Origin of the sequence: Micromonospora arida (assembly GCF_003857035.1) — a bacterium.
GTDB classification, from domain to species: Bacteria; Actinomycetota; Actinomycetes; order Mycobacteriales; family Micromonosporaceae; genus Micromonospora; species Micromonospora arida.
In genome coordinates, this window is the sequence record NZ_QGSY01000282.1 from 56,116 (window position 1) to 74,078 (window position 17,963).

Here is a 17,963-nt window from a genome sequence, read left to right on the forward strand (position 1 = left end):
AAGTTAGCTTCCTCGGAAGGTAACATGCAACAGTGGATGACGACCGGATCGCCGACATCGTTGGGCAGTGGGGTCGCGAGCGACCAGACCTCGACCCCACCCCGTTGCTGATCATCGGCCGCATCCAGCAGCTGGCCGCCGTACTCGATGTGGCCCTGCGGCCGCCGTTCGCCGCGGCGGACCTCGGCAACGGCGACTTCGACGTGCTCGCGGCGCTGCGACGCGAGGGCGAGCCCTACACGCTCACGGCGGGCCAGCTGAGCCAACGGATGCTCGTGACCACGGGAGCCGTGACCAAGCGGGTGGACCGGCTGATCGCCCGCGGCCTCGTGTCGCGCTCGGTCTCCGCAGCCGACGCGCGCGGCAGGGTGGTCGGGCTGACGTCGGCCGGCGTGGCGTTGACCGACCGGCTCATCGAGGAACATCTGGCCAACGAGGCGGCCATCCTTCGCGGCCTGACCGACAGCGACCGCAGAACCCTCGAGCGCCTACTGGCGGCGATGAATCGGACCCTGGCCTCCCGAGGTTTTGGCCCTGAGGGCGAGAGCCAGGCCCGATGATCGCCTCGGTAGTGGTCGGCCAGCCACGGATTATCATTCCGCCATGGACGACACCACTCGCGGCGTACTCATCAGGGGTGGCGGCCCGGCCGACGCGCCTGCCGTACTGGCCATGCTCGACTCCGCGGTGGTCTGGATGAACGACCACGGCAACACCGAGCAGTGGGGCACGACGCCGTTCTCTGACCAGCCCGCAAGGGTGGAGCAGGTCGATCGGTACCTGACCGAGAACCTCCCGTTCATCGCGGAAGTGGATGGAACGCCGGCCGCAGCGCTGGTGTTGGGTTCCGGGCCCGATCCGCGCGTACCGATCGCGCCTGCGGAAGAACCCGAGCGGTACGTCCGCCTCCTGGTCTCCGACCGCCGATTCGCCGGCCAGAAACTCGGGTCGGCCCTGTTGGCACACGCCGTCGAGGAAACCCGGCGAGCCGGCGTGCGGTTGCTACGGGTCGACTGCTGGGCGGGCAGCGGTGGCGAATTGGTGGCGTACTACGAGCGCAACGGGTTCACTCCCACCGAAACCTTCCTGGCCGGGACCTGGCCGGGGCAGGTGCTGGCCCAGCGGGTCGACTGAGCCCCACTCCTGGGTCAACCGCCCCACTCGTCTCGGACGACCGGCTCCAGGACGCCCGACAATGCTTGCCGGAAGCCGATCGGCTTGCCGTCAAGGCCGCCGCATGGCGGACGATGGATGCGTGATCGGTGACCGGTGGGGCGTGACCAACAGCGAGACCTTGCGTACCTATCCCTGTGACGACTTCGTCGTCTCACCCACTCTCCAGGCATGGCGGGGAGTGCGGATCGACGTGCCCGCCCCGGCGGTGTGGCCGTGGGTAGCCCAACTGAGGCTTGCCCCGTACTCGTACGACTGGATCGACAACCTCGGCCGCCGCTCACCTCGACAACTGGAGGGCCTACCCGAGCCCCAGGTCGGAGAGTCGTTCACCACCGCTGGCGGACGAAAGTTGGGCAGGATCGTCGCGGTCGACCCCGGCAGACAACTGACGAGCACCATCATGGGTGCCTTCATGTCCTACGTCCTCGTGCCTCAGGAGCAGGGCACGACACGCTTGCTGCTCAAGGTCGTCATGCAGACGACCCGCTGGGTCGCCCCCGGGCTGTCCGTCGGCGACCTGATCATGGCTCGGCGACAGTTGCTCAACCTGAAGAAGCTCGCCGAGGGCAGCGGGCCAGGTCTTGAGCCCTGGAAGCCACCTCGTTGAGCTGACCGGAATGCCGGTGCTCCCTGCTACGAGCGCGTGGCCTGGTACTCGAGGAAGTCGCGGGCCTCCGTGAGGTTTCGCCTCATGATCGAAGTTTACGGCGACCCGAGAAGACACGTCGTGACACTCGCGCTCGTGTGCGTCATGCGGATGAGGTGGGCGCCACGTGTCGGTCGGGCGGACCAATAATCGGGCGTCTCGCCGGGGTGCGTCCACTAGCGTCCCGCCTCATGGAGAACACCACCGTACGCACTGAACGCCTCGAGCTTCGCCCGGTGCGGGACGAGGACGTCGACCGGATCCTGGAGTACCGCAATCTGCCGCAGGTCACGCGCTGGCTACTCCGCACGCGGGTCGACCCTGCGTCCTTCCGCGCGGCATGGCGACACGCGGCCGCAGACCCCGACGACCACAGCGTGGCGGCCACGCTCGACGGCGTGGTGATCGGAACCGTCTCGCTCGACGTCGTCGACGGCATGGGTCAACCCGGCATGCCACCACGGACCGAGGCCCAGCTCGGCTACATCTTCGATCCAGCCTACGGCGGAAACGGGTACGCGACCGAGGCGGTGACCGCGGTGGTGGCGCACGCATTCGACCGGCTGGGCATTCGGAGAATCACCGCCGGCTGCTTCGCGGACAACCTCGCCTCGGTGCGAATCCTCGAGAAGGTCGGCATGCGTCGTGAACAGCACGGCGTCGGCGATTCCTGGCACGCCGAACTGGGCTGGGTGGACGGCTACACCTACGCCCTCATCGCCGAGGCATGGCATCGAGCCGGGGCATGGCATCGAGAGGCAGCACCGTCGGAACAGCCGATCGCGTCCGTACCGGTGCCGCGGGCGCGGTGAACCACCAGCGCATCCTCGACGGCGCCTGTGCTATCCCGGCCGGGCCCGCCGCGACGAGGCTAGCCGCTGGTGGACTCCAGCTGATCGAAGGCCATGCTCCACCAGGACTTCGGGTCGGCGAACGCGGACGAGTCGACGCCCATCAGTTCCTCGCGGATCGCGGCGGCGCGGGCCGCGCGGGCCCGACCGCCCGGGTCCGTGGCGATGAGCCCTCCGAGTCGGTAGAGGAACTCGACGAACGCGGCGAAGGTCGCGTTGACCGCCTCGAAGTTGGGGGTCTCCAGATCCAGCAACACGACACCGCCGGTCAGCGCGTCGAGGCAGAAGAGCAGCTGCGGGTCCTCGGGCGAGCTGCCGAGGACGATGTGGATGCGCGGGCTGGCCTCGCCGATCTCGATCTTCAGCTTGGAGAACAACTCCAGGCCGGGCACGTCGACGTCGACGGTGAACAGGATCGGCACGTCGACCGGGATGGCCCCGAACGGCGGGAAGACCTCTGGCGTCAGCGGGCCGAGGACGTCGTCGAACCGGTCGACCGGGAAGTAGATCATCCCATCGGCGCCCCAGAGCGCCGTGAGCTCCTCATGTGTCGCGGTCAATCGTCCGCCTCCTCGTCATCGTCACCGGGCGTGGTGAGGCCGTGCTCGTCGAGGAAGCCCCACCACTCGTCGTCGTCGGAGCCGATCTCGCCGTACCCGGCGCCGAAGACGTAGTAGGCGAGGAACGAGTCGAGGTCCGGCGCGACGTCGAGGAACATCTCACGCATGAACCACTCGTCGGTGGTCTCCGCCGGGAAGTACCAGACCGCGCCGGTGTCGCGTCGGATCAGCAGCGGCTCGTCGTTCAGTGTGCCGATGACCAGCCACTCGGCGGGTTCGTCGGCGACGCCGGTGAACTCGGGCATCTGCTCGAGGTAGTACTGGATGTCGTCGAGATCCGCGACCGCGGGCAGGTCGAACGCGCCGGCCAGGATGCCGTTGGCGGTCTCCAGCAGCTCCCGGACCGGCTGCGGCAGCTCAGCGGGAATCTGGTCGGCCGGAGCGCCCTCGTTGATCTGGGCCCAGGCCAGCGTCGCCGGCTGGTCCGCTTCCAGGTCGGTACGCAGCTCCGCGATGAGCTCCCGCAACTCGGGATTCAATCCACTACCTCTATTCGGATCGGTGTGCCATCGGGCAGGTTCATGATCTGACGCCAGATTTGCCCGCCGACATCCCAGTTTGTTCTGCCGTGCAGAAGCTTCAGATTACTAACGTCGTCGGCGCCGCCAAGTTGCAGCTCCCACACATGGTCGGGCTGCTGCTTGCGGAGTCGGGCGGCGAGGGCGTTCGCCATCTTCTTGTCGTGGGGCCAGTACTTGTCGAAGATCTTCTGCCGGATGCGCTTCTTGTAGTCGGCCGTGATCTTCTTGTCCCGAGCGACCGGGTTCGCCTGCTTGAACAGCTTGCCCTCGTCGCTGAGCTTCTTCAGCGCGTTCATCTTGCGGTCAAACTGTCCGCGCGCGTGGAACGACTTGCGCTGCACCTTGATCGTGACCTCGGGCAGGTCGTTGTTGCGCACCACCGGCTTGGCGGCGGCCTTCTTCACCGCCGCGCGGACACCCTTACCGACCTTCGGCTTACCCGCGCCACCGCGCTTCTTCGAGCTCTTCGGCGCCCTGCTAGGCATCGAGGAGCTCCTGGATCACCTGGTCGATCAGCAGACCGACGATCTCTCGCGTGATCATCTGGAAGATCGGGACCTCGGCCAGCGACGCGCCGAACGTGACGACGGCGGTGGCAATCGCCTGAGCCACCGCGAAGGCGAGGATCGCGAGCTGCACGATCACTTGGATCTTCAGCGCGAGCACGATCGCGGCGGCGATGATCAGCCCCGTCCCGATCAGCATCGCGGCCTGGGAGTAGTCCGGCAGCGTTCCGGGACCGCTCTCCGGGTTGGACCACCACTTCTGGAACGCCTGCATCGACTCGCCCTGGTGCTGCGACCAGATCGCCGCCGCAGCCGAACCGGCCTCCCCGGAGGCGTCGGCGACCGTGCCGGAGAAGTCCAGCCAGGCCTGGCCCATCTCGAACAGCTTTTCCTCGTCGGCCTCGGGCCAGCTGTAGCCGATCCAGCCGAGTGCCGTGATCAGTTCACCTGGCAGTTGGAGTCCCATGCCGTCACCCCAGCATTCCCTGGATGTCCCGCAGCGCGCCCGCGGCGGCGTCCTCGACCAGCTCGAAGTTGTCGGCCATCTTCGTCAGGTCGCTGCCGGCCGAGCCGATCTCCTCGGCGGCCACGCCGATGCAGTCCAGAACCCAGGTGGACGCCTCCGTGTACGCGATGCCGATCAGCGAGCCGATGTCGTCGGCACCCCACGGCTCGCCGTACCCCTGCATCCTCGCCTCGAAGCTCTCCAACTGCCCGATGAAGCGTTCGGCGGCGCCGATGACCTCATCGCCGCCGGAACGCAGCAGCGCGGGCTCGACCTCGAAGCCGTTCACCGGGACCCGCCTCGGGCCATTCGCTCCTGCGCGTCCGTGAGCGCCTGCAGGAACGCGCCGAGCCGCGGCACGGCCGTGTCACGAACCTGCTCCAACTGCTCGGTGAGCTGCGAGAGGTCGCCGGAGGCCACCGCCGGGCCGCCGCCGCGCATCGAGTCGATCGCCGTGTTCACGGCTGCGATCACGTGGTCGCAGACCTCGGCCGCGCCGAGCCGCATCATCCGTGGGTCCAGCGTCAGCGACTCCAGCCGGCCATCGGCGCCGAACTCGGCACGGACCTGCCCCTCGGCGGACTCACCGACCCGACGCAGCCGCGCCGCTTCCTCGTCCTCCGGCGCAGCGCCGGCGGCGCGCAACGCGCCAACCGTCGCGTCCAGCATGCGAGCGAACTCTCCGCTCGCCGGCTCATTCACCGACATGCGCCCTCCATCGATCGCGTCCGAGACAGTGGAAAGCGTAGTCAGATCCGGCCAACAGTGTGGACCCACGATGTGGACCTTCCATCGATGGTTATCGACTGCTGAGAGCCGTCGACGGGCCTGGGAGACGACGGGTACGCCCTGCGCACGGTGTGGGAGAAGCTGGCCGACAGCGCCGCCGAACGTGGCCTCAGGCGGTGGCCAGGCGGACCATGAACTGGCAACCGTCGGGGGTGTTGCGCACCTCGACCCGACCGCCGTGCGCCTCCACCAGGCCATGAACGATGGCCAGGCCGAGCCCTCCGGACGCCCCACCGTCGCCGGGGCCGGGCGAACGGGCCGGCTCACCACGGAACGCGATGTCGAACACCCGGGGAAGGTCGGCCGGGGGAATGCCGCCACAGGTGTCGGCAACCGACAGCCAGGCGTGGTCGTCCTCCCGGCCGGCTTCGATGCGTACGGTGCCGTCGGCCGGGGTGTAGCGGACCGCGTTGAGCAGCAGGTTCGCCACGACCCGGGCCAACTCCGGTTCGCTCGCGGCGACCGTCGGCCACCCCGACTCGCTGGCGATCAACTTGATCCTGCGAGCGTCGGCCAACGGGATGGTGCTGGCCAGCGCGTCCGAGACCACCTCTCCGAGCGGCACCGCCGTCAACGACAACCGCAACGCTCCCGCGTTGATCCGGGACAGCTCGAACAGGTCGTCGACGAGTCGGGTCATCCGGTCGGTCTCCAGTCGGATGCGCCGGTGGTACTCGTCGACCGTGTCCGGATCACGCACCACCCGGTCCTCCAGCGCCTCCGCCATGGCCCTCAGCCCGGCGAGCGGGGTCCGCAGGTCGTGGGAGACCCAGGCGACCAGGTCGCGCCGGCCCTTCTCCAGTTGCCGTTCCCGCTCCCGGGCCTGGTCGCGCCAGACCGCGGCGCGGGCCAGTCGCCGGCCGAAGTGCCCGCCGACGGCGATGCTGACCACCGCTGCCGCCGCGACGGTGATCAGAACCACCTCAAGGTCGTGCGCGGAGAGGAACATCGCTTCCGCGACCGCCATCACCCCGACGGCGACGGCGACCACAGTGGTGGTGAGCAGCACGTTGAGGTGCACGGTGATCGAGCTGCGTCGAAGCGCGCGGAGCAGCACCGCACCGGCGAGCCCGATGCCGAGTGCCGCGCCGAGGGCGATCGCGAAGATCAGGAGTACGTCACGCATCGGCCGGCTCGTAGCGGTAGCCGACGCCCCAGACGGTCACGATCCGCTGCGGATCGGCCGGGTTGGCCTCGATCTTCTCTCGCAGCCGGCGTACGTGCACGGTCACGGTCGAGTGGTCCCCGAAGTTCCAGCCCCAGACCTGCTCAAGAAGTTCGGCCCGGCCGAACACCCGGGACGGATGTCGCATGAGGTGGACGAGCAGGTCGAACTCGCGCAACGTCAGGGCCAGATCCGCACCGGCGAGGCGGGCGGTTCGGGAGGCCGTGTGCACCACCAGGTTGCCGTCGGTGAGCGCCTCCGGCCGCTCGGGTGGCGTTCCACCGCCGGCGCGCCGCAGCACCGAACGGACCCGCAGCACCAGTTCCCGGGGTGAGAAGGGCTTGGTCAGGTAGTCGTCCGCGCCGAGTTGCAGCCCGAGGACCCGGTCGGACTCGTCACCGCGCGCGGTGAGCATGACGATCGGTACGCCGTCCGGCCGTACCCGCAGCGCCCGGCACACCTCCAGACCGTTGATCAGCGGCAGCATGAGGTCGAGCACGACCAGGTGTGGCGCCTGCCGCTCCACGGCTGCCAGTGCCGCCGCACCGTCGGCCGCGAGGCTCACCTGGAAACCGTCGTTCTCGAGGTAACGACGGATGACGTCGCTCACGGTCTGATCGTCGTCGACCACCAGCACGCGCTGTGTCACGGACCTTCCCCGTTCCGCCCCGTCAACGTCTCGCCCAGATGTCCATCGGCCCAGCGTAGCCACGCGGCAGACTCCACCCGCACCAGCAAACCTTGCGAGGTTCTTACGGCTGGACCCGGAAACCCGCTCGGGCGTACGCGAGGTCATACGGTGACCGGAATGCGGATCCTTGTCACCGGTGCGGCCGGGTTCATCGGCTCACACGTCGCCGACCTGCTCACCGACGCCGGGCACGAAGTGGTGGCCGTGGACGCGCTGCTGCCTGAGGCGCACGGTGCGACGGCGCCGCCCTGGACCGAGCGGCACGACCTGGTGGTCGGCGACGTACGCGACGGCGAACTGCTGACCCGGCTACTGGCCGGGGTCGACGCGGTCTGCCATCAGGCGGCCATGGTCGGCCATGGCATCGACCCGGCCGACGCCCCCCGGTACGCCGCGCACAACGACCTCGGCACTGCCACCCTCCTCGCGGCGATGCACGCCGCCGGGGTGCGCCGACTGGCGCTGGCCAGCTCGATGGTGGTCTACGGCGAGGGCCGCTATCACTGCCCCACCCATGGAATCGTCAGGCCTGCCAACCGCCGGGTCGTCGACCTGGCCGAGGGCCGGTACGAGCCGACCTGCCCTCGCTGCGACCAGGCGCTCTCCCCCGGTCTCGTGCCCGAGGACGCGCCGCTGGAGCCGCACAGCACGTACGCCGCCACCAAGTTGGCCCAGGAACACCTCGCCGGTGCCTGGGCCCGGCAGACCGGCGGATCGGTCTGGGCCCTGCGCTATCACAACGTATACGGTCCGCGAATGCCACGTGACACCCCGTATTCGGGGGTCGCGTCGATCTTCCGGTCGGCCCTGGCCGCCGGACGACCGCCCCGGGTGCTGGAGGACGGCCGGCAACGGCGCGACTTCGTGCACGTGACCGACGTGGCCTCGGCCAACCTGCTGGCTCTCACGACACCGGCACCGGATCCCCTGACCCCGATCAACGTCTGCTCGGGCGAACCACACACCGTCGGCGAGTTGGCCCACGAGCTGGCGTCGGCGATGGGTGGGCCACCGCCGATCACGGTCGGAGGCGGGCGGGCGGCGGACGTACGGCACGTCGTGGCCGATCCGGCGCGCGCCACCCGGGTGCTCGGTTTCACCGCCCGAGTCGGCTTCGCCGCTGGCATCGCCGACTTCACCACTGCGGTGATGCGGGATCCGGCATCGGTCACGACACCGTCCACAGTAGGTGGTTGACGGCGAGAGCCGTGGCGGCCTGGGCGGCCAACCACCACCGTCGGTGGCCGTGCGGCAGGTGCGTGGTGGCGACCAGCAGCCAGACGGCGAACGGTAGCCAGATCCGCTCGACCTCGGCCTTGCTGAGCCCGGACAGGTCCGCCGCGAGCACCGCCGCCGTCGCCGCGATGGGCAACCACACAGTGGGCCCGGCGCTGGCGATCCGCCGCCGGAGGGTCGTCGCGAGCGGTGGCTGCGGTGCTCGGATCGACACGGCGGACACCGCCCGCCGCAGCGCCGGCCCGACCACCGGGCCGGCCGAGAGCAGCAGGGCGGCGAGATTCGCCCAGACCCAGTAGCCGTACGGACGTTCCGCCGCCCAGCCCTGGTAGTAACGACGCGCCACCAGGTGGTAGCCGTCCAGCCACCAGAAGCCGGCCAGGGTGAACGCGGCGACGACGACCGCGACCGCCGTCGCCGCGACCAGGAGCACGCCGAGGCGGTCCCGCGCCCGGAGCAGCACCACTGTCAACGCGAGTAACCCGACCAGGACGAACCCGTACGACAGGTAGAGCGCGAAGCCGAGTAGCAACCCGCCCAGTGCGGCCCCCGGCCGGCCACCCATCGCCAGCAACGCCAGCCCGGCCGCGACCACCGCGGCGAAGATCCCGTCCGCGGACGCGCCCACCCAGACCGCCCCCGGGAGGAGCACCAGGAACGGCCACACCGCCCGGGCCGCGTCCTCGACGCCGAGTGCCCGCAACGTCACCGGAACCGACACCGACACCGTGGCGCCGAGCAGCACGCAGGCGAGCCCGGCGGCGGTCCCGCCGCCCAGGCCGATCCGCTCCAGCCAGACAAAGAACAGCAACGCTCCCGGTGGGTGAGCGGCAGCGTGGGTGGACCACGAATCGGGCTGGAAGTCGAGAATCCGGTCGGCGAAGCCGGACAGCATGATGCCGACGTCCGTCACCCGGGGCACCTCGTGCAGGTACTCGGCCTGCACCGTGAGCCGCTCGGTCAACCCTGCGGACCAGCCGTCCACCAGGGCCAGCGACAGCGTCCAGAGCAGCGAGGCGAGGTAGCCGACCGCCAGCAGCCGCGGCCACGGCGTGTCGGTCCCCCAGCGCACGCCCCGCCAGACGAACAGCGCCGCGACGAGAAGCGCGGCGGGGGTGCCGAGCCCCAGATGGGGCTGCCAACTCGCGTACAGCGGCGCAGCGTCGGCGTGCAGCCGTACGCCCTGATGGTTGAGCAGGGCGCCGACGGCGACGGCGACGGCGAGCACTGCCACCTCGGCGCCGACGACGATCAGGTCGGCGGACCGGGTTCGTCCCGGCCTGGTCATCATGGTCATGGTGACGGCCGACGATACGACCTCCCACCAGGCATTCGACGGCCAGACGGTGAGACGTCAGCGAGTCGTAAGATCCCGTGCCGCGTAAGCGATTCGTAAGGAGAAACCGTCGTCCGGACGGCCGGTGGCGGGCCTAGCGTCGCCGGTATGCACACAACGATCGACGTGGTGCTGCCGTGTCTGGACGAGGCGGCCGCACTGCCTGCCGTATTGAGCGGGCTGCCACCCGGCTACCGCGCCATCGTGGTCGACAACGGCTCCACCGACGGTTCGCCGGTCGTCGCGGCCGAGTACGGGGCTGAGGTCGTCCACGAGCCGCGACGCGGGTACGGCGCGGCCGTGCACGCCGGCCTGCTGGCGGCGGAGGCGGATCTGGTCTGCGTGCTCGACGCGGACGGCTCGTTCGACCCGGCCGAGTTGCCCAGGCTCGTCTCGGCGGTGCTCGACGGGCGGGCCGATCTCGCCGTTGGGCGGCGTCGGCCGGTCTCGGCAGATGCCTGGCCGTGGCATGCCCGCGCCGGGAACGCGGTGGTCGCGGCCCTGCTGCGGCGTCGCGGCGTGCCGGTGTACGACATCAGCCCGATCCGGGTGGCCCGCCGGGCGGCGCTGCTGGGCCTCGGCGTCAACGACCGCGCGTTCGGCTACCCCCTGGAGTTGCTGCTGCGCGCGGCCGGAGCGGGTTGGCGGATCCTCGAACTGGACGTCGCGTACGCTCCTCGGGCCGTCGGCACCATTTCGAAGGTCTCCGGGTCGGTCCGGGGCACGCTGCGGGCGACCCGGGACTTCGCCGGAGTGCTGCGCGCCGACGCCGGTGGTGGACGGTGAACGTCCTGCTCCTGGTCGCGAAGGCACCGGTCCCCGGGCAGGCCAAGACGCGCCTCTGCCCGCCCGCCGATCCCACCCGGGCGGCCCGGATCGCGGCGGCGTCGCTGCTGGACACCCTCGCGGCGGTGCGCGCCACGACCTCGACCATTCCCGTGCTGGCCCATACCGGTCGGTTCGCCGATGCCGAGTACGGCGCCGAGCTGGCCGCCGCGTTGGTGGGCTGGCACCTGCTTCCGCAGCGCGGCGGCACGTTCGCCGACCGCCTCGCGAACGCCCACGCCGACACCGCTGTGGCATTTCCCGGCCGGCCGGTGCTGCAGATCGGCATGGACACCCCGCAGATCCGGCCGGCCCTGCTAACCACCGCGCTGGAGCGGCTCGCCGAACACGAGGCGGTGTTCGGACCGGCGCTGGACGGCGGCTGGTGGGCGCTCGGGTTACGCGATCCGAGGTACGCGAGCGCGCTGCGCGACGTACCCATGTCGACCGACGACACCGGGCGCCGCACCCTCGCCGCGCTGCGTGGGCACGGCGTACAACCGACGCTCCTGCCCTTGCTGCGGGATGTCGACGACTGGTCGTCGGCGCTGGCGGTAGCGGCTGACCTACCCGGCACCCGGTTCGCGGACGCCGTCGCGTCGGTAGGTGACCATCTGCTGAGTGGACGCCCCCGGTGAATTCGACTATCAGTCTCGACGGTTTCGACGTGGTGCTGGGCAGACTCGGCGGGTGGTCCGCCGACAAGGACGCCTACGGCACGCCGGTCGCCCCGAGGGCTGCCACCCAACCCGACCATTGGCTGGTGCACACCGACGGGCGACGTGACCTGTTGCCGGTACGGCGCTGGCACGGCCCGCCCGAACCGGAAATCGAGTCCGTGGCCGCACGCTGCACGGGGCCCACGATCGATCTCGGCTGCGGCCCCGGCCGCCTGACCAGTGCACTCGCCCAGCGCGGCCTCGTCGCACTGGGGGTGGACATCTCCGCCGAGGCGGTACGTCTGACCCAGGGCCGGGGTGTGGTGGCCCTACGACGCGACGTCTTCGAACCCCTTCCCGGCGAGGGTAGGTGGGCGCACGCCCTGCTCGTCGACGGCAACATCGGCATCGGTGGCGACCCGGTCCGCCTGCTGCGCCGGTGCGGCGCCCTGATCGCGGCCGACGGAACGCTGGTGGTCGAGGTGGAGCCCCCGGGTGCCGGGCTGTGGCAGGGGCAGGCGTACGTCCTGTCCGAATCGTCCGGTGATCGGGAACTGCGGGGGCCGGCGTTTCGATGGGCGCGGGTCGGGGCGGAGGCGGTTGCCCGTGCCGCCACCGCTGCCGGCCTGCGCGTCGCCGACCGTTTCCGATTCGGTCCACGCTGGTTCGCCGAGTTGGCACGCTCGTGATCCGCCGGCCACGCGTCCCCGCCCCCGAGGACTTCACCGCGCCCTCGCACTCACCGCTGGTCACCGCACGCCTCGGCCTCTGGCTCGCTGTGGCGTTCGGGCTGTGTTTCGGCACCGGGCTGCTCAGTCACTACATCCAGCACCCGCCGGGCTGGTTCACCTGGCCGACCCGACCGGTCAACCTGTACCGGGTCACCCAGGGCGTTCACGTGCTCTCCGGTGTCGCGGCGATCCCGTTGCTGCTGGCCAAGCTGTGGAGCGTCTACCCCCGACTATTTGTCCGTCCGCCCCTGCGTCAGCCGATCCGGTTGTCCGCCCACGCCCTCGAACGGATCTCCGTCCTGGTGCTGGTCTGCGCCGCGTTCTTCGAACTGGTCACGGGCCTGTTCAACGTCGCCCAGTCGTACCCGTGGGGGTTCTTCTTCCCGACGGCGCACTACGCGGTCGCCTGGCTGGTGGTCGGGGCGCTGCTGCTACACGTCGCGGTGAAGCTCCCGGTCGCTCGCTCGGCGCTGAGCACGCCACTGCGACGCAGGAGAGCGGTGCGGGACGCGGCACCGGGGCCTGACGATCCGGACTCGGCGCAGCGACGCGCGTTCCTGCGTACCTCGGCGGGCGTCGCAGGCATCGCCGTGCTGGCCACCGCCGGGGTCACAGTGCCGTGGCTACGTCGGGTGTCGCCGCTGGCGTGGCGTTCCGCGTCCGGGCCGCAGGGCGTACCGATCAACCGTACGGCGGCTGCCGCGCGCATCGCCGTTCCCCCGGACTGGCGACTGGAGATTCTCTGGCCGGGCGGGCGGGACAGTTTGTCCCTGGCCGACCTGGCGGCCCTGCCGCAACGCACGGCAGAACTGCCGATCGCCTGTGTCGAAGGCTGGAGCGCCTCGGCCCACTGGACCGGCGTGCCCGTCGTCGAGTTGCTGCGCCGGGCCGGCGCACCGACCGGTCGACCGGTTCGGGTCAGCTCACTGGAAACCGACGGCCTGTACGCGGCCAGCACACTCCCTGCGCCCCATGCCCGCGACCCGCTGACCCTGCTCGCCCTGCGGATCAATGGCGAGCAGCTGTCGCCCGACCACGGTTACCCCTGCCGACTCATCGCGCCGAGCCGGCCGGGCGTTTTGCAGACCAAGTGGGTGGCAAGGCTGGAGGTGCTGCGGTGAGGACCGTCCGGCTGCTCCTGTTCGTGGTCGGTTCCGCGGCCACCGCGTACGGCGGTTGGTTGCTCTTCCCCCAGCTCGGCACCGCCCTGCCGTGGCTGATCGGCGGCCCGGTGCTGCACGACGTCCTGGTGGCGCCGCTGGTCGGACTGGTCGGACTGGCGCTGGGTCGACTGGTGAGGAACCGGCTACGTCTGGCGTGGATCGCCGCGGGTCTGATGGCCAGCGCCACGTTGCTGCTGATCGCGGTGCCCCTGCTGTGGCGACCACGCTCGGCGCCTCCGAACCCGGGCCTACCGGACCGCGACTACCCGCTGGGGCTCGCTGTCGGGCTGGCTGTCCTCTGGGCCGCGATCGTGGTCGTCCTGGTCGTCGCCACCACTGTCGACCGACGCGTCACGGACCGACGAACCGACCGTCGCTGAGTCGGCCCCCACCCGTTCTTCACTGTTCGCCCAGGAGGGGTACACATGTCAGCAGGAGACCTCAGCACGACCGATCGCCCGCCGATCGCCATGATCGGCGGATCGGGGTTCTACGAGTTCCTCGACGACGTCGCCGAGGTCACCATCGACACACCGTACGGACCGCCGAGCGACGCGCTGTCCGTCGGGAGTGTCGCCGGGCGGCCGGTGGTGTTCCTGCCCCGCCACGGACGTCGACACACCCTCCCCCCACACCGCATCAACTACCGGGCGAACCTGTGGGCGCTGCGGGCACTCGGCGTCCGCCAGGTGCTCGCATCGGGCGCCGTGGGCGGCCTGCGTCCGGATCTGGGCCCGGGGACCCTCGTCGTACCGGACCAACTGGTCGACCGGACCAGCGGCCGGGAGCACACCTACTACGACGGACAGCCCCGTGCGGACGGGAAACTCCCCCAGGTCGTTCATGTGCCCTTCGCCGACCCCTACTGTCCGGTCGGACGGGCCACGGTCCTCGACGCCGCCCGAGCGGCCGGTTGGCAGCCGGTCGACGGCGGAACCATGGTCGTCATCGAAGGGCCCCGATTCTCCACCCGTGCCGAATCACTCTGGTACGGCCAGGAGGGCTGGTCGGTCGTCGGTATGACCGGCCACCCGGAAGCGGTGTTGGCCCGCGAACTGGCACTGTGTTACACCGCGCTGTCGCTGGTGACCGACCTCGACTCCGGCGTCGAGGTCGGTCAGGGCGTGACCCAGCAGGAGGTGTTCGCGGTCTTCGCCCGGAACATCGATCGTCTGCGCCTCCTGCTCGCCGACGTGGTGAAGGCGTTGCCGGAGGACCAGGGAGCCTGCCCGTGCGGACAGGCGCTGGTAGATACGCAGGGGTGACGGTCGTAAGAGTTCCGAAAGGGTTCGCGAACAGTTCGACGGCGGCTACGGCCGTACGCTGCGGGGGTGGGAAAACGGATGTTCCGGTCGCCGGTGGTCCGAGCCGGTCTCGCCGGCGCTGTCGTCGTGGCGATGCTGGCCCTCTACTGGTTCCAGCCGTGGAAGCTCTTCACCGACACCTACGTCGACGAAGCGATTCCCCGCGTAGGGACGACCTCGGCCGCGCCGATCCCGGCGTCCACGACCCCGGGGTCCGCGACGCCGGCCCCCGCGACCTCCGCAGCCACCCCAGCGGCGAACGAGATCCTGACCACCGGCGAGTTCGTCACCCATGAGCACCGGACGACCGGCAGTGCCGAGATTCATCGGCTCGCCGACGGGCGCCACCAGCTGGTCATCCGCGACCTGGACACGTCTAACGGCCCGGACCTGCGGGTGTGGCTGACCGACCAACCGGTCATCCGGGGCACGGCCGGCTGGCGGGTGTTCGACGACGGCGAATGGGTCGAGCTGGCCAAGCTCAAGGGCAACAAGGGCAACCAGGTGTACGAGCTACCGGCGTCGGTGGATCCAGGTGACTTCCGGAGCGTCTCCATCTGGTGCAAGCGGTTCGCGGTCTCCTTCGGCGCGGCCGATCTCGCAAGCGCCTGACCGGCCCGACCGGCCCGCAACCTGCCGGACACGGCATTGACATCTTTCACTGTGCGATCTAGCGTCGGAACGAATCGATTCGACGCCGAGCCAGGTGCTCCGGCACCGTCGGTCGAACGGTCTCGTGATGTTTGGGCGCGCGAGGTGACCACTGTCGAATCGATTGCCGAGTGGTCCCGCGCGGGCGGCGAGACCAGCGGCGGAAACCTGCGTCGATGAGCCGGTCGGCCGCGGACCCCTTTCAACCAGTTCGTGCCGAATGGCGGGAGCCCCTTCATGACAAGACGTAGACCCATCCTTGGATTGCTCGCGACGGCGGCGGCCGTCGTCGTGACCGTGAGCGCAGGGGCACTGGCCGGTGGTCTGAGCACCACCGCGTCGGCCGCGGACATCGGAGCGGCCGCGGCGACCGCCGGGTGCGGCAAGGCGCCCACGTTGACCAGTGGCCAGCGGTCCATTCAGAGCAACGGCCAGAACCGCAGCTTCATCCTGAGGATCCCGGACAACTACGACAGGAACCACCCCTACCGGTTGATCTTCGGGTTCCACTGGAACGGCGGCACCGCGAACGACGTCGACGGCGGCGGGTCCGACGGGGCGGCCTGGTCCTACTACGGGCTGCGGCAGCAGGCGAACAACAGAACGATCTTCGTCGCACCCCAGGGCAACGGGAACGGCTGGGCCAACCCCGGCGGCCAGGACGTCACCTTCGTGGACAACATGATCAGCCTGATCGAGGCCGATCTGTGTGTCGAGACCACCCAGCGCTTCGCGCTCGGCTTCAGCTACGGCGGGGGCATGAGCTACTCGCTGGCCTGTTCCCGGCCGGGTGTCTTCCGCGCTGTCGCGGTCTACTCCGGTGGGCAGCTCAGCGGGTGCAGCGGCGGCACCCAGCCAGTCGCGTACATGGGGATCCACGGCCTCGGGGACTCGGTGCTCAACATCTCCGCCGGACGGTCCCTGCGTGACACGTTCGTCCGGAACAACGGGTGCACCGCCCAGAGCCCACCCGAACCGAGGGCGGGCAGTCTGACCCACATCACCACCACCTACTCCGGCTGCCGGTCCGGCTATCCGGTGGTCTGGGCAGCCTTCGACGGCGGGCACACCCCCGGCCCGGTGGACGGCGGCGGAGACAGCGGCGCCAGGACCTGGACCAAGGGCGAGGTGTGGAGGTTCTTCACCCAGTTCGGTGGCACCGATCCCACGTCGCCGCCGACCACTCCGCCACCGACCACCCCGCCGCCGAGCGACACGTCGGCCCTGCGCAGCACGTCCTCCGGACGGTGCCTCGACGTCAACGGCGCCTCGCAGACCAATGGCGCGGCGGCGATCATCTGGGACTGCCACGGTCAGAGCAACCAGAGCTGGACCTCGACCGCCGCCCAGGAGCTGCGCGTCTTTGGCGGCAAGTGCCTCGACGTCAACGGCGCCGGCACCGCGAACGGCAGCTCGGTGATCATTTGGGACTGCAACGGCCAGTCCAACCAGAAGTGGCGGTTCAACGCCGACGGCTCGATCACCGGAGTTGGTTCGGGCCGCTGCCTGAGCCTGGTCGGCAACGGCACGGCCAACGGCACGCGCGTGCAGATCTCAGACTGCACCGGCGCGGCCAACCAACGCTGGAGCCGGAGTTGAGCCCGACGAGGTTCCCGCAGAGGGGACCGGTCCAACGGATGTTCAACCACTCGCAAGGAGGCGCAACCGTGCCGCTTCGCAAACTCTCCGGCCCCTGGCTGGGGGCAGCCATGGCGGTCATGGTTCTGATCGCCGTCGGAACGTACGTTCTCACGACCGTCGCACCGGCGGCGGCGGCCACCACTGCCGGCTGCGGCAAGGCGCCCGGGCTGAACAGCGGCACCCACACCATCCAGAGCGGTGGGAAGAGCCGTAGTTTCATCCTTCGACTGCCGGACAGCTACAACAACACCTACGCCCACCGGCTGGCCTTCGGGTTCCACTGGCTGGGCGGCACCGCCAGTCAGGTCGCGTCGGGAGGAAGCGACGGTGCGGCGTGGGCCTACTACGGCATGCAGTCGCAGGCGAACAACAGCACCATCTTCGTCGCCCCGCAGGGCCTCAACAACGGCTGGGGCAACTCCAACGGTGAAGACGTCACCTTCACCGACGACATGATCCGCATGATCGACAACGCTCTCTGCGTCGACACCACACAACGCTTCTCGGTCGGGTTCAGCTACGGCGGCGCGATGAGCTACTCGTTGGCGTGTTCCCGACCGACGGTGTTCCGCGCGGTCGCGGCAATCGCGGCCCCGGGGGCGATCAGCGGATGCAGCGGCGGCACCGGACCGGTCGCGTACCTGGGGATCCACGGTATCAACGACAACATCCCCAGCGGACGGTCGCTGCGCGACAGGTTCGTCCGCAACAACGGTTGCGCCGCGCAGAGCCCGCCCGAGCCGAGGGCTGGCAGCCTGACCCACATCACCACCGCGTACTCCTGCCAGGCCGGATACCCGGTGCTCTGGGCCGCCTTCGACGGCGGCCACCAGCAGGGCCCGGTGGACGGTTGCGCCGGCTGTGAGAGCGGCGCGCGGAGCTGGGTCAAGCAGGAGGTCTGGAACTTCTTCGCCCAGTTCGGGTCCACCGTGCCGCCCACCACTCCC

22 protein-coding genes and 1 pseudogene are annotated in these 17,963 nt (G+C 69.9%); 14 read left to right on the forward strand and 9 right to left on the reverse strand.

Features of this window, described 5'->3' with window-relative positions:
- Positions 1 to 104: 104 nt before the first annotated feature.
- The 4 genes and pseudogenes from DLJ58_RS28755 to DLJ58_RS28770 form a co-directional block, all read left to right on the forward strand.
- Positions 105 to 560, forward strand: coding sequence for a MarR family winged helix-turn-helix transcriptional regulator (locus tag DLJ58_RS28755; RefSeq protein WP_244219173.1), 456 nt, complete (start codon positions 105 to 107; stop codon positions 558 to 560).
- A 43-nt stretch (positions 561 to 603) separates the two neighbouring features.
- Positions 604 to 1,134, forward strand: coding sequence for a GNAT family N-acetyltransferase (locus tag DLJ58_RS28760; RefSeq protein ID WP_124860985.1), 531 nt, complete (start codon positions 604 to 606; stop codon positions 1,132 to 1,134).
- A gap of 103 nt (positions 1,135 to 1,237) precedes the next feature.
- The gene (locus DLJ58_RS28765) at positions 1,238 to 1,783 is read left to right on the forward strand and encodes a polyketide cyclase (RefSeq protein WP_244219174.1); all 546 of its coding nucleotides are present in this window, start codon (positions 1,238 to 1,240) and stop codon (positions 1,781 to 1,783) included.
- Between the two features lie 230 nt (positions 1,784 to 2,013).
- Positions 2,014 to 2,553, forward strand: a pseudogene (locus DLJ58_RS28770) (GNAT family N-acetyltransferase); the annotation flags it as partial.
- Positions 2,554 to 2,693: 140 nt separating this feature from the next.
- On the opposite strand, the gene DLJ58_RS28775 reads toward DLJ58_RS28770, so the two are convergent.
- From DLJ58_RS28775 to DLJ58_RS28810, 8 genes are all read right to left on the reverse strand, one after another.
- Entirely contained in the window at positions 2,694 to 3,233 is a 540-nt protein-coding gene (locus tag DLJ58_RS28775; RefSeq protein ID WP_124860989.1) for an SUKH-4 family immunity protein, read from the reverse strand.
- Positions 3,230 to 3,760, reverse strand: a complete 531-nt coding sequence (locus DLJ58_RS28780; RefSeq protein ID WP_244219175.1) for an SUKH-4 family immunity protein — start codon at positions 3,758 to 3,760, stop codon at positions 3,230 to 3,232. The genes DLJ58_RS28775 and DLJ58_RS28780 overlap by 4 nt, the downstream gene beginning before the upstream one ends.
- 8 nt (positions 3,761 to 3,768) lie before the next feature.
- Positions 3,769 to 4,299 (reverse strand): endonuclease, encoded by a 531-nt coding sequence (locus tag DLJ58_RS28785; RefSeq protein WP_112583473.1) that lies wholly within the window; start codon positions 4,297 to 4,299, stop codon positions 3,769 to 3,771.
- Entirely contained in the window at positions 4,292 to 4,786 is a 495-nt protein-coding gene (locus tag DLJ58_RS28790; protein ID WP_112622710.1) for a WXG100-like domain-containing protein, read from the reverse strand. Before DLJ58_RS28790 ends, DLJ58_RS28785 begins: the two co-directional genes overlap by 8 nt.
- Positions 4,787 to 4,790: 4 nt before the next feature.
- Entirely contained in the window at positions 4,791 to 5,114 is a 324-nt protein-coding gene (locus tag DLJ58_RS28795) for a hypothetical protein (protein WP_124860993.1), read from the reverse strand.
- Positions 5,111 to 5,533, reverse strand: a complete 423-nt coding sequence (locus tag DLJ58_RS28800; protein ID WP_124860995.1) for a YbaB/EbfC family nucleoid-associated protein — start codon at positions 5,531 to 5,533, stop codon at positions 5,111 to 5,113. The genes DLJ58_RS28795 and DLJ58_RS28800 overlap by 4 nt, the downstream gene beginning before the upstream one ends.
- 190 nt (positions 5,534 to 5,723) lie before the next feature.
- Positions 5,724 to 6,740 (reverse strand): sensor histidine kinase, encoded by a 1,017-nt coding sequence (locus DLJ58_RS28805; protein WP_124860997.1) that lies wholly within the window; start codon positions 6,738 to 6,740, stop codon positions 5,724 to 5,726.
- Positions 6,733 to 7,428 (reverse strand): response regulator transcription factor, encoded by a 696-nt coding sequence (locus DLJ58_RS28810; RefSeq protein ID WP_124860999.1) that lies wholly within the window; start codon positions 7,426 to 7,428, stop codon positions 6,733 to 6,735. Before DLJ58_RS28810 ends, DLJ58_RS28805 begins: the two co-directional genes overlap by 8 nt.
- A 159-nt stretch (positions 7,429 to 7,587) precedes the next feature.
- On the opposite strand from DLJ58_RS28810, the gene DLJ58_RS28815 reads away from it, so the two are divergent.
- Entirely contained in the window at positions 7,588 to 8,667 is a 1,080-nt protein-coding gene (locus DLJ58_RS28815) for an NAD-dependent epimerase/dehydratase family protein (RefSeq protein WP_124861001.1), read from the forward strand.
- On the opposite strand, the gene DLJ58_RS28820 is transcribed toward DLJ58_RS28815, so the two are convergent.
- Entirely contained in the window at positions 8,639 to 10,003 is a 1,365-nt protein-coding gene (locus DLJ58_RS28820) for a hypothetical protein (RefSeq protein WP_124861003.1), read from the reverse strand. The genes DLJ58_RS28815 and DLJ58_RS28820 overlap by 29 nt on opposite strands.
- Before the next feature lie 147 nt (positions 10,004 to 10,150).
- Between DLJ58_RS28820 and DLJ58_RS28825 the strand changes: the two genes are divergently transcribed.
- The 9 genes from DLJ58_RS28825 to DLJ58_RS28865 all read left to right on the forward strand — a co-directional run.
- Complete coding sequence (locus tag DLJ58_RS28825) at positions 10,151 to 10,828, forward strand: glycosyltransferase family 2 protein (RefSeq protein ID WP_124861005.1); 678 nt, start codon at positions 10,151 to 10,153, stop codon at positions 10,826 to 10,828.
- A complete protein-coding gene (locus tag DLJ58_RS28830; RefSeq protein ID WP_124861007.1) occupies positions 10,825 to 11,505 on the forward strand; it encodes a TIGR04282 family arsenosugar biosynthesis glycosyltransferase in 681 nt (226 codons plus the stop codon). Before DLJ58_RS28825 ends, DLJ58_RS28830 begins: the two co-directional genes overlap by 4 nt.
- Positions 11,502 to 12,215 carry a class I SAM-dependent methyltransferase gene (locus tag DLJ58_RS28835; RefSeq protein ID WP_425271354.1) on the forward strand — a complete coding sequence of 238 codons (714 nt, stop codon included), beginning with the start codon at positions 11,502 to 11,504 and terminating at the stop codon, positions 12,213 to 12,215. Before DLJ58_RS28830 ends, DLJ58_RS28835 begins: the two co-directional genes overlap by 4 nt.
- On the forward strand, positions 12,212 to 13,378 hold the full coding sequence (locus tag DLJ58_RS28840) for a molybdopterin-dependent oxidoreductase (protein WP_244219177.1): 1,167 nt from the start codon (positions 12,212 to 12,214) through the stop codon (positions 13,376 to 13,378). The genes DLJ58_RS28835 and DLJ58_RS28840 overlap by 4 nt, the downstream gene beginning before the upstream one ends.
- The gene (locus tag DLJ58_RS28845; protein ID WP_124861011.1) at positions 13,375 to 13,800 is read left to right on the forward strand and encodes a hypothetical protein; all 426 of its coding nucleotides are present in this window, start codon (positions 13,375 to 13,377) and stop codon (positions 13,798 to 13,800) included. The genes DLJ58_RS28840 and DLJ58_RS28845 overlap by 4 nt, the downstream gene beginning before the upstream one ends.
- 45 nt (positions 13,801 to 13,845) lie before the next feature.
- Complete coding sequence (locus DLJ58_RS28850; protein WP_124861013.1) at positions 13,846 to 14,685, forward strand: S-methyl-5'-thioadenosine phosphorylase; 840 nt, start codon at positions 13,846 to 13,848, stop codon at positions 14,683 to 14,685.
- Between the two features lie 66 nt (positions 14,686 to 14,751).
- Positions 14,752 to 15,336 (forward strand): DM13 domain-containing protein, encoded by a 585-nt coding sequence (locus tag DLJ58_RS28855; RefSeq protein ID WP_425271355.1) that lies wholly within the window; start codon positions 14,752 to 14,754, stop codon positions 15,334 to 15,336.
- A 276-nt stretch (positions 15,337 to 15,612) separates the two neighbouring features.
- Complete coding sequence (locus DLJ58_RS28860; protein WP_124861015.1) at positions 15,613 to 16,974, forward strand: RICIN domain-containing protein; 1,362 nt, start codon at positions 15,613 to 15,615, stop codon at positions 16,972 to 16,974.
- Between the two features lie 68 nt (positions 16,975 to 17,042).
- Positions 17,043 to 17,963 (forward strand): CE1 family esterase (locus DLJ58_RS28865; RefSeq protein ID WP_124861017.1); only part of this gene is annotated, 921 nt, incomplete at its 3' end.